At 42.4% G+C, this 11,680-nt stretch carries 7 protein-coding genes, 1 rRNA gene and 1 other annotated feature; of the genes, 2 read left to right on the forward strand and 6 right to left on the reverse strand.

The window, feature by feature from the left end:
- Nucleotides 1-37: 37 nt before the first annotated feature.
- From tfrB to METLIM_RS15230, 3 genes are all read right to left on the reverse strand, one after another.
- Nucleotides 38-1,504, reverse strand: a complete 1,467-nt coding sequence (tfrB, locus tag METLIM_RS15220) for a fumarate reductase (CoM/CoB) subunit TfrB (RefSeq protein WP_004079808.1) — start codon at nucleotides 1,502-1,504, stop codon at nucleotides 38-40.
- The gene (tfrA, locus tag METLIM_RS15225; RefSeq protein ID WP_048146449.1) at nucleotides 1,504-3,156 is read right to left on the reverse strand and encodes a fumarate reductase (CoM/CoB) subunit TfrA; all 1,653 of its coding nucleotides are present in this window, start codon (nucleotides 3,154-3,156) and stop codon (nucleotides 1,504-1,506) included. Before tfrA ends, tfrB begins: the two co-directional genes overlap by 1 nt.
- Nucleotides 3,157-3,258: 102 nt before the next feature.
- Nucleotides 3,259-5,121, reverse strand: coding sequence for a sensor histidine kinase (locus tag METLIM_RS15230; RefSeq protein WP_004079810.1), 1,863 nt, complete (start codon nucleotides 5,119-5,121; stop codon nucleotides 3,259-3,261).
- 344 nt (nucleotides 5,122-5,465) lie between these two features.
- Between METLIM_RS15230 and METLIM_RS15885 the strand changes: the two genes are divergently transcribed.
- Nucleotides 5,466-7,424, forward strand: coding sequence for a response regulator (locus METLIM_RS15885; protein WP_004079811.1), 1,959 nt, complete (start codon nucleotides 5,466-5,468; stop codon nucleotides 7,422-7,424).
- Between the two features lie 239 nt (nucleotides 7,425-7,663).
- Here METLIM_RS15885 and METLIM_RS15240 read toward each other — a convergent pair whose 3' ends face one another.
- A complete protein-coding gene (locus METLIM_RS15240; RefSeq protein WP_004079812.1) occupies nucleotides 7,664-8,128 on the reverse strand; it encodes a HEAT repeat domain-containing protein in 465 nt (154 codons plus the stop codon).
- 489 nt (nucleotides 8,129-8,617) lie between these two features.
- On the opposite strand from METLIM_RS15240, the gene METLIM_RS17770 reads away from it, so the two are divergent.
- Nucleotides 8,618-8,932: a YwbE family protein gene (locus METLIM_RS17770; protein WP_004079813.1), complete on the forward strand. Its 315-nt coding sequence runs from the start codon at nucleotides 8,618-8,620 to the stop codon at nucleotides 8,930-8,932.
- Between the two features lie 61 nt (nucleotides 8,933-8,993).
- On the opposite strand, the gene METLIM_RS15250 is transcribed toward METLIM_RS17770, so the two are convergent.
- Together METLIM_RS15250 and rrf are read right to left on the reverse strand one after the other, a co-directional pair.
- Nucleotides 8,994-10,565 carry a hypothetical protein gene (locus tag METLIM_RS15250; RefSeq protein WP_245543554.1) on the reverse strand — a complete coding sequence of 524 codons (1,572 nt, stop codon included), beginning with the start codon at nucleotides 10,563-10,565 and terminating at the stop codon, nucleotides 8,994-8,996.
- 579 nt (nucleotides 10,566-11,144) lie between these two features.
- Nucleotides 11,145-11,267 (reverse strand): 5S ribosomal RNA (gene rrf / locus METLIM_RS15255).
- Between the two features lie 106 nt (nucleotides 11,268-11,373).
- Nucleotides 11,374-11,680 (reverse strand) — a sequence feature (23S ribosomal RNA rRNA prediction is too short).

Here is an 11,680-nt window from a genome sequence, read left to right on the forward strand (position 1 = left end):
CCAGGGGTATCAACCCGAAAAATATGACATCTTCAGGTCACATTTCATCTTCTGACTTCAGGGCATCCTTCTTCCGGTAGCCCTCAAGAAGAAGTGAATTTATATTCTTCACAGGCTTTTCTGTGGAGTCCTGAATATGAAATTCACAGAAGGGGCATGAAGTGACTACAATATCACATCCGGTCTTCTGAATCTCAGTGTCCCTTAACTTACCAAGGGCTGCCGCCTCATCAGGCAGACCTGACCTGACACCGCCGCCTGCACCACAGCATATAGAGGGCATCTCAACGAAATCATCGGTGATCATTCTGAGAATCTCCCTCGGTTCACTCTCCACGCCCTGCCCCCTCATAAGGTGGCATGGGTCATGATAAGTAACCTTTACATCAAGTTTCTCAGGGGGCTCAATACCAATCTCAGTTAACAGTTCGTTGATGTCAACAACCTCATACGGAGTATTATAGTCGTTTTTAAGGGTGGAGCCACATCCGGCACACATCGTCATCACCCTCTTAATGCCCCTCTTCTCAAAGCATTCGATGTTCTTTCTCTTAAGGTCATCAAGAAAGGACGTCTGTCCGGTTCGTATCAGCGGAGAGCCACAGCAGACCTGCTCCTTTGGAATTATTACCCTGACACCGTTTCTTTTCAGGACCTCAAGAGCGTCAAGACCGTTCTGCACAACCCTCATATTATACATGCAGCCGACAAAGAACCCAACCTCAGCCCTGACCTCACCGTCAGGTTCGATAACATCAGGAACCTGGCTGAATAAGGTCTCCTTCTGCACATCAACACTTCTTCCGGTAGCCTTTACAAGCTCTGCAACCTCCTGGTGCCTTGGAAGTGTGAAACCCTGCCGGTTAGCAAGCTCACGGAGTTTCTCTATCGCCTTATGGGGAATTCTTATATCCTTAGGGCAGACCTCAACACATTTCTGGCATGAAGTGCAGGTGAAAAGGCCTTCATCTACAGCGCCCGGAACAAGGTTTCTTATGTCCCTTGGATCAAGCTCAATCCTCATCTCCTGCCTCATCACAGTCGGCCCTTTAAAATCGACAACCTTCATTGCCGGACATGCAGACACGCAGCAGAGGCACTCGATACAGTCCCTTAAAGGCTTTATCACATCAATCTGCTCTTTTGTCGGAACCTCGCATGATTCACAGGGAACAACTCCCGGAATGTCCTTTAAAACCGGCTCAATATCCGTCACCAGGTCTTTTATCACCGGAAAATCAAGCGGCTCAATGACCATACCATCCACTGCCGCAGTCATACAGGCTAAAACAGGCTCACCATTCATCTTTATGGCACAGCTGCCGCACTGACCTGCCCGGCAGCAGTACCTGAACATTAATGTCTGGTCAAGATTATCCTTAACATAAATGAGGGCATCAAGAACCATCGCTCCGTCATTCAGTGATACATCATACTCCCTCAGCTCAGGTCTCTCATCAGTACCCGGAGTGAAGCGTGAGATCTTAAGACTAATGTCCTGCATCAGAGAACCTCCTTCTTCTCAATCCCTGACCGGGATATTGACTGGAAGGTATGCCCGAATGGTGATTTTTCCGGAGTCCACGCGGTTTCAATATCGGTTCTAACATGAGCACCGCGCGACTCTTCCCTCATAATTGCCCCTTTGACAATCAGTTCAGCCACCTCAAGCATATCCTGAACAGTCCAGCAGTCAATAAAAGAGCCTGATTCAGCAGCCTTTGGCTTTAACTTCTTCAGTTCTGCAATCTCCTTTAAAGCCGTCTTCAGTTTTTCCCCGGTTCTGAATATTCCGGCATCATCCCACATAACCCTCTTGAGCCGTCTCTTAATCTCAGCAGGGTTTGTATCGCCTGAGAGATATGAATCAAGCTTCTGCCTGATAATACCGATCTGGTGCTCATCAGCGACCTTCTCCATATCAGGTTCATTTCCGGCATAAAAGCCTGCACGCCTGCCAAACACCTGCGTGTCGGCAAGTGCATTGCCTCCCAGACGGTTGGCGCCATGAACTCCTCCGGCCACTTCCCCGCAGGCAAAAAGACCTTTTACAGTGGTCCTGCATTCCGGGGTTATCCTCAGTCCGCCCATAATATGGTGAGCAGTCGGTGCAACCTCCATAGGCTCGTTTCTGATGTCAACCCCCGACTGGAGGAACTGTTCAAGCATGACAGGCAGCTTCTCCTCAATATCCTTATCATCAAGATGGGAGACATCCAGATAGACGCCGCCCCTGTCAGTACCACGCCCTTCAGAAATTTCGGTTGCGATAGCACGCGAGACTACGTCCCTTGTGGACAGCTCCATCCTCTCAGGATCATACTTCTCCATGAAACGCCTTCCTTTGGAATCTTTGAGAAGACCACCCTCTCCGCGTACAGCCTCTGTAATAAGGCGCCCCCTTGCATCGTAAGGATGGACCGCACCGGTTGGATGAAACTGCACCATCTCCATATCTATCAGTTCCGCCCCGGCCCTGTAACCCATGGCAAATCCCTGCCCGTTTCCGGTGGCACAGTTGGTGGAGATGTCATAGACCTGTGTTCCGCCTCCGGTTGCAAGAACAACTGCGTCCGCTTCAATAATTACCAGATTTCCGTTTATATCAACCGCAGCAGCACCACAGACTATGTCTCCCCTCTTCAGAAGCTCAATGACCGTCACCTCAGCGAGAACCTTTACATCACTTATTCTGAGGCGTTCAATCAGGGTCATCATTATCTCATGACCGGTGCGATCCCCTGCATAGCATGTCCGGGGGAATCTCTGCCCTCCGAAAGGACGCTGTGCAATCTCCCGCTCCGCAGTCACATCAAATACAGCCCCCCATTTAACAAGGTCATTCATCCTCTCCGGAGATTCATTCACAAGAACATCAACAAGTTTTGGGTCATTGAGATATGCACCCCCTTTAAGTGTATCCTCCTCATGCATGGGGCATGAGTCATCCTCCTTCATGACGGCGTTGTAACCACCCTCCGCCATTGTTGTGCATCCGCCTTTCCCGGCAATCGTCCGGGTAACAAGAATAGTCTCACCAAACTGTGACGCTTCTATTGCCGCCCTTGTACCCGAACCGCCGCTGCCGATCACAAGGACATGACAGGACAGGACCTTTCTGTTATAATCACCATATTCCGAATTCTCTGAAACCATATTATGATCCAATATGTTCTGAAATGACATAAAGAAATAGTTAATTAACATTGTCTGTCCGACAAAAATATAATAATATATAAATGTGCTCCGGATTATTGCTCACTCAAAACGGCAATATTCCTCAGGGATAGAGATATCAAACCTTGCACCTTTACCCTCTTTACCGGTTTCATGAATTTCCATACCGGACGATGCGAGAATCTCCCTTGCCAGGAAGAGGCCAAGGCCGGTATTTTCACCAAATTTCTTATCAAATATTCTCTCTTTATCCTTTTCAGCCACTCCGGATCCGTCATCCTCAATGATGAGATGGCCGGATCCTTCAGACTCGTAAAAAGAAACGGATATTGAAGTCACGTTCGTTCCATGCCTTACGGAATTTTCAAAGAGGTTGAATAACACCTTTCTAAACATAGGATCTGCAAGAACAGAGAGATTTCCGGTACTTACATTAAAACTGACCTGCCAGAAGAGGCTGTTCCGGATAATTTCATCAACAAGTACACCTATATTATGCCATACCGGCTTTTTAAGCCCTACCTGCCGGTAATCTGAAGCAAAGGATATATGATCCCTCACTGCCAGGACAATGTCATCAATAACCTTAAGGAAATCTTCATCATCCCTGCCCTTCTCCCTGTTAAGCCTCATATAACGTACATATGAAGAGAGGGCAAGAATCTGATTCTGAATATCATGCAGCGTAATCCCGGAGATAAGAGACAGTTTATTATTCAGCTTCTCCAGTTCTTCCTCTTTTCTCCTGTTCTTTTCAAGTTCACTGTCCAGATTATCAGAGGTCTTCTGCAGGAGGTCAATCTCTCCCTTAAGCCTTCGTACAAGGACCTCAATCTTACCCCTGAGATATTCACCCTCAGCAGACTGGGTTTTGTTAATAGGATGATCAAGGTCACCTCCGGCAATAACCTCAATGTCATGTATAATTGATCTGATCGGTTTTGTGAAGTAATACGCTATATAATAGGCAGATAAAAGGCTGATACCGGATGCGAGTATAATGAACATCCAGATATAGTACGTGAGCATATCCAGCGTGGCATTAAGATTTTTAGTTGAAAAAACCAGTTCTGCAGCAAGGCTCATCTGGGTTGAAGAGGGGGCACTCCCGTCATCAAGATCAATATAGATGTATTTTGTAATTGTCTCACCGGAGGAATTGATATATTCAAGGTCGGATTTCTCCTCAAAAACTTCCTTAAGTCTCTCTTTTGTCAGGCCATCTGCGAGATCACCACCGACCTCCTTATATGCAATATTATACACCTTTGATGAAAGAAGATTGTAATTCTGTTCCGAGAGCAGATCACCAATACCTCCGTATTTGAAGACCTTTCTTCCCTCCTGGAAAACTTCAGATGTAAAACCGAATTCGAGGAGATATTTATGGTCAGGTGTGGGGAGATAAGCATATTTTTTAAGGTTTACCTCTCCTGACCATCCGCCTGTGGCACGGTCACCGACAAATTTGTCCCCTGTCCGGATAGCATCAATTTTATCAAAAAATTCAGGGTATTCACTGAAGTCAAGGCCGATATCTTTCTCATAAGTTGTGTACTCAACGACTCCGGACTCATTGATTATATATAGTTCAAGCGTCCCAAAATTTGAAAGCCCTATACTATCTCTCAGATTATCGAGATCTATCGCAGAAGGTTCCCTGCCGGAATTTTCATACGCCTCTGTAAAAAGAACGAATGATTCCATCATTTCACGGTCATAGGCACTCTCATAAGTTTTTAAGCCCGTATTAACAAGATTCACATGGTTTTTGATAACAACAACCGAATCGTCCACACGGTCATAGTACTGATTTTCAAAACTCGTTTTAAGTGTAGAATACGTTGCAGCAGAGATGATCAGGATAAGAATAAGAAAGATGATAAAAAAACCAAGAGCTAACTTTGTCTGCTGTGATGCCTTCTTTTCTACTCCTTCCTGCATAAACTACCATCCTTCACAAATAATAATAAGAGTGATAAATCGGTTCACAGATTTATAAAATATTACCTTACCCACACAACATATATCTAAATAAATACATGTCAAAAAATACCACATCGGCAGAGAAGTAATACATACCGGGACAGGATAACACTGCACGAATGAGGATCAACCGACAATTGGATAATATCAGAAAATTTTTTGACAATTTTTGAGATAAATACCATCCAGATGGGCAAAAAGAGCAATTAAATTACCTCATAGTCTACGGGAGAAATAGCCATCCGGCAGCCCGTTGAATTGAAAATCATATATATTGGCAAAACCATAAGTAAAACTGCTCTATGAGTCTGAAAAAAGAGATCAACCTTCTTTATGTTGATGATGAAAGCATACTGCATAAAACATTTAAGCCCACAATGGAGATGCTCACCGGCTTTAAGGTGGATTCGGCACAATCCGGTATGCAGGCCCTTGATATGATTGAAAATACCTCCTATGATACAATCATATCTGATTATGACATGCCCGGAATGAATGGCCTGGAGCTGCTAAAAATAATCAGAGGCAGGGGTAATGACATCCCGTATATCATCTTCACCGGAAAAAGCAGTGAGGAAGTAGTAATTGAAGCCTTAAACTCCGGAGTTGATTTTTACCTGCTAAAAGAGGCTGAAATTGATAATATATGTTCTGAGCTGAAAAGAAAAATACCTCCCCTTGTGGAAGAGAGGATAATCAAAATAACACAGTCTGAGAAGAGAGAGGCCATGCAGGATCTTATAGACCATTCTCCGGATTCAGCGTTCCTGCTCAATGCAGACAAGAAAATAATCACTGCAAACAGGGGCGGCAGAGATTTTATAAACTCTTTTTCAAACAGTATAAATACGGATATTACCGGAATGTCATTCTATGACATTCTTCCGCACCAGATAGCGGAAATAAAAAGCAGCTCCACAGACAAAGCCGCTGAAGAAGGAAGGGAAGCAATCTGCTATGAAGAATATATGGGAAAACGCTACAAAATATATATTACGCCACATTATAACATTGAAGGGGAACTCCATTACATATCGTACTTTCAGAGAGCACTTAAGAAGGGAGAGAAAAAAGAAGGAGACCCCGCACAGTCCATATCACTGGATATAAAACTGAGACACTATAAGGATAACCTTGCCGCAGTCCAGTTTCCACTTACAGCAGATATTGCTGCCGCGATTATATTTGCACTCTCCTCCGGTCCAAAAACCATCATTGATTTATGTGATATTACTTTGTCAAGCAGTCCCAATATAACTTCAAGACTTAAAATCCTCAGAGAGAAAAATATTGTCCTTAAAGATGACGAAGAATACAGGCTGAGTGTCACCGGATCAATAATCGCAGACAAAATAAAAGGCTTTATAATTTCAATCAACAGAAAATGGCATGAACCTTACAAAGAAGCGGAGGAATCGGATTACGGTGAAGATGAGACCTCTTATTTCATCAGGAATAAATCAGATGCCCAGGCAATAATCAGATCCACAATCCTGACAACCATACTTCTGGCACTTAATGAAGATATGATGTCCAGGTACCTGTTAAGGGACATCACCGGAAGTTCTTCCGTGGCACTATCGCCAAAAATTGCATGGTTAAAAGAGAAAGCGCTTATTGATGAGAAGGAGCATGAATACTGCTTAACAAGAAAAGGCAGAATTGTCGCGACACATCTCGAAGAATACATTCTATCTTCAGCAGTCATATACAAAAACAGCAGTTTCTGGACGGGACACTCACTGGACTGGATGCCGGACTTTGCAAAGGACACATTTTATGAACTTATACATGCTGAAGTTCATTATAATTCTCCGGATGAAATTGTCAGCAGAGGAGATATACACAAAGACCATATTCTTGAGCCAAAATATCTCCATGGCGTCTCAGATTATTCCCTTCTCTGCCTTCCGGCAGTATCAATGCCCAGAATATGCCGTCACCACAACTGTGAATTTATAATCTCAAAAGATGGAGCAGAGGATGAATCTGAATTAAAAGAATTTATAGAAGATATTGATGAAGATATAAAATCTTTTTTAAAGGTCCACATATCAGAATTCCCGCACACTTTCAGCATTATAGTCACAGATAAGTATTTTGAAATGAAGTTAATGACAGACAACTGCAGATTTTTTGATACTATAGAGTACCTCGTAAGCACTTCACCTGAAGCGTGTATGTGGGGTGAAAGGCTGTTTCAGTATTATAAAAGTAAATCAGTTCCGTACAAAATAAATTCAGAAAAATCTACAGAGTAAATTTACGCCTGCCTGAGCAGTGAAAAGAAAGTTAACAATTTAACAATTAAATCCGGCATAAAAAAAACGGACCTCAAAAAATATCCCTGCCATAGATACTGCATCATATAATTCTGGTGGATAATGCAATATTTCTGGCGGGCATATTTTACAGGCCCTGAATTATTATTTTGCCGGTACTTTTTCTGGCATCAGACTGGATTTTCATGCCTGAATGACTAAGCCGGAAGAATTTTCCCTTAGAGCATCTTAATAAGGGCTTTTTCAGCCGCAAGACGTACAGACACAGATTCATCATTGTAAAGGGTGAAGAGTTTTTCAACGGATTCTGGATCGCAGATCTTTGCCAGACTTTCGGCAGAGATGTACCGGACTAAGCTGTTTTCATGATTTAACGAATTTATGAAGAGAGATGTCGATAATGGATTTCCAAAATTTGCCAATGCCATTGAGATGAGTACACGGTCACTGACCGGCATTGCATTAATCAGATTAAACAAATGATCTGTAATTCCGGATGGCGGGGCCGGCAGTGTACCTGATGCCCTTAAATTCTCTTCGTAGCGGTTTAAAATTTCGCCGAGCAATATAATGGCATCTTCGCTTTGTGCATGAGGATTTCTTCCGTGAAGGATTGTATTGGAATGACTGCCAGGCATTGGTGAATAATTATTGTATCGTTTCTCCATCACCTTATATGACATATGATATTCTCTCCTTCTCTTTCCGGCGCCCCCAGCGCCAATGGTTAACTTGGATCTATAGTAAATTAATAAGCACCCCTGATTATTTTTTCATCCGAAATTAATATATATGATATTTTGATGCGTACGTCAAATGATTATCGATAATGTCGTCAATACAAAATAAGGAAATATCTGCTAAAAAAGGTAAAAAAACGGATAAACAGCCTGAATATCAAAAATTAAATATGCTATATTCTAAGTCCGGTGCACCGTATTCCACTATCGGTTTTTAAGATATTTCAGTATCTCCTTCAGAGACGGCTTTTTACCATACATCAGCATTCCGGCGCGGAAGATCTTTGCAGAGATTTTCAGGGCGGCAAGTATTGAAACTGTAAGAATAACAAGACTCAGAAAACTGAAAAAACAGTCGCTGAAAAGAGAACATCCGGATGGAGATAGGTAAATCTTCGTAATACCCAGGCATTGCCCGGATATATTACACCAATGCCATTCATTACAGGAGAATATGGGAATAACAAAACCGGAATCAGGATTTCCGCAAACCAAAGAAATATTTCAGTTCTGTCCAAAATAATGAAGAGAAAAAACAAAGAGATGACTACCATTACAGATGCAAGACAGAGAAGCAATATCACTCCCGGAATTTTAGTTAAAATTGTACTGAAGAAAGACCAGAGAAGCGGGAAACTCACAGACGGAAAGGTAAGTGAAATACTGACAAACTCCTCATACCATCCGCACGGAATTAAGGTACGCCTCTCTGACGGACAGGTCGGAAGAGTAAAGGAAATATCATAAATCAAATCAAAAATAACCATAAATATATATATTTCAATCATCCGGCCAAGATGACTGACTCTCAGACAGCCTCAATATTATGATACCTGAATACTATTTTCCAGTCATTAATTTCCCTGAATGTCATTTCATTCATCTCCTTTAAAAGGAGGCATAGATCACTCATATTTGTAATGTGCATCATCTCTGTTTTTATTGCAGTAAGGTGTCTCAGAAGATGAAAGTACCTTTCGGAATTTCTATGATATTCTCTCTGTACTCTGATTGCAGATAGTGCACCACCAAATGCAGGGAGTGTAATCGTCAGAAAAGCCATAATCAACGGAATTTCAGCATCCATAAATCTCTCCCAGTGACCGATGCCAAGTGCATGGGCAATGGCAAGAATCATTGTTACTGCAAATATAACCTCCCCACATATGGCAAGGGTGTGATATTTAAATCTGGCCATTCCCGCTTCACGTTCATAAAATACGATTCTGTTCTGTATCCATGCTGAGATGAAAAAATTTTTAACCGCCTCAAAATGCACTTCCCTGTTGCAGTAACTCACTTTTCCGGATGAGATTATTGCCTCAAATGTCATAACCATCCAGTCATTAGGCACCCTTACAGGACTCATGGAAGGAAGATCTTCAGGTTTATCACACACTGTGCATACAAATCTCAGAAAGAAAGCACTTCTTATTCTTTCTGCCAGAAAATTGTAATCAATCCATTTGATATGATAATTTCCGGTTCTTGAGCAGACCATCAGAAGTATAATTAATGCAATTTCACCAACTTCAACCCATACAAACTCAGGGTTCTCAGGGAAGAACAGTGTCTGCATAGTAATTGTAAAAACTGCAAAGGCTGAAAGAAGATATATCATAACACCGACAAGGGCATACTTAAATCTGTACTGTTTTCCAAGAATCCTTGCCTTGAGATAATGCGGAAGCAGATAATCATAGGATGGTTTTATCATCTCTTCATCGATTCCGGCCTTTACAAATTCGCTCCGGAGTTTTCTTATGTAAATATTCCTTCTTTGCTTAAAGATATTCAGACTGATCTTTTCATTATTATACCCATCCAGATATAAATATGAATCAAAAATCCGGTCATCATGTGGAATATCACTTATTTTCCCGTCAGCAGGATTAATAGATACTACAGTTCTTCCATAACGCTTTGCAAGAAGATATATGCTGCCCGGCTTAATATCAGAACTTTCAGTATCGGATTCACCAATAATTATCATAAGAGTAGCATTTTCAACAATTGCGGTTGATATAGGATCATAACCCAGTGCACGCCTGTCCGCAGGAATTTCCATAATACTGCATGAAATCCCGGAAACTGAAAATTCTACCATCTCCTCATAAAATCCTGAATGAATGAAAAACTGAGTTTCAAGCCTTATATTCTCTGTGCAGCTCAATTTATCAACGACCATTCTGAGCATTTCTTCATTCTTACCGTGGCATCCGGGAAGAAGAAATTTAAAGATATGGGGAGTTTGGGATAATACTCTATTAACTCTATTTAAGGTTTCAATTACTGATTCGACTACCAGATCGACATTAAGTTCACCACAATTAACAAGAAGACCAAGGTTTACAGTTATCGGAAGAGGTGCCGGCAGCAATATATTCGAATCTTCGGTCCCGTAATCGTTACAATTTCGATTGAAACTCCGGGACCTCACGGAAGAGAAAATATGATTAAGAAATTCCTGTTTTGACATTACTTATCACCCATATTTATAAGAATAAGTCAGCTATTGCTGTAGCAGGGGATAATACAGATCTCCAGGAGTTTTTACCGGACAGATGAGAGCTGACTGACAGATGCATCAGAGCCTCTGAGAAGGTAAACCATCTAAAGATAAATAACCTGAATATATCCATTCAGTAACTGGAATGAATAACTGGTTGATCAAATCCTATCCGGATATAATCAATGAATTTCCGGATAAGAGGTTATGAAACATGAGAACAGTATGCTTAAAGAGAATGTGTCTGAATCAAAATTTAGCAGGTCCGGGCACATAAGCAATTTTGCCGATTAGGAAATGAAGAGCACAGCTTCCTGATTACAGAATTATAAATTAATATAAACCGATAAAAACGGCATTATAAGCGGAATTTAGAATTGCATAAATGTAATCATAAACAAGTCAGCAGAAAGAATAACTTTTCAGAATAGACACAATCACTCACTTGAGCAATTGCAGCGTTTGGTGGTTCCCGGGAACTCTCGTATCTCAGTACAGCACCAAAACGTGGGCGGGCTTAACTGCCGGGTTCGAGATGAGTCCGGGTGTTGCCCCGCCGCTATGGCCGCAATCGCAGACCGGACACTGGGTCACGAACCCAGATGTAATCTGCAATTATCCGGCATATTGGCATTCACACAACGATTTCGTCTGGATTTTAACGGTTAAAGTGTTTTCCGTTGCCGAATTATCGGACTTTAGTGCCTGTGGACTGAACACGTCGTTGCCTTCGTGCGTACATCCCAGGTCTATCAAACGGGTCTTCTACCCGCGTCCTGTGACGGAGTCTCTTTTCAGGTCAGGTTTCAAGCTTAGATGCTTTCAGCTTTTACCCCTTATCGCGTAGCCACCCGGCATTGCCCTGTCGGACAACCGGTCTACCAGTGGCGACGACGGAAAAGTTCCTCTCGTACTATTTCCATCTTACCTTCAGACTCCCGACACCCCATATAGATAGTAACCGACCTGTCTCACGACGGTCTAAA

This window comes from Methanoplanus limicola DSM 2279, from assembly GCF_000243255.1.
GTDB classification, from domain to species: Archaea; Halobacteriota; Methanomicrobia; order Methanomicrobiales; family Methanomicrobiaceae; genus Methanoplanus; species Methanoplanus limicola.

Excerpts from the sequence above, each read along its gene's own strand:
- tfrB (WP_004079808.1), bottom strand. The coding sequence starts at position 1,504 with ATGCAGGACATTAGTCTTAAGATCTCACGCTTCACTCCGGGTACTGAT.
- tfrA (WP_048146449.1), bottom strand. The coding sequence starts at position 3,156 with ATGGTTTCAGAGAATTCGGAATATGGTGATTATAACAGAAAGGTCCTG.
- METLIM_RS15230 (WP_004079810.1), bottom strand. The coding sequence starts at position 5,121 with ATGCAGGAAGGAGTAGAAAAGAAGGCATCACAGCAGACAAAGTTAGCT.
- METLIM_RS15885 (WP_004079811.1), top strand. The coding sequence starts at position 5,466 with ATGAGTCTGAAAAAAGAGATCAACCTTCTTTATGTTGATGATGAAAGC.
- METLIM_RS15240 (WP_004079812.1), bottom strand. The coding sequence starts at position 8,128 with ATGTCATATAAGGTGATGGAGAAACGATACAATAATTATTCACCAATG.
- METLIM_RS17770 (WP_004079813.1), top strand. The coding sequence starts at position 8,618 with ATGCCATTCATTACAGGAGAATATGGGAATAACAAAACCGGAATCAGG.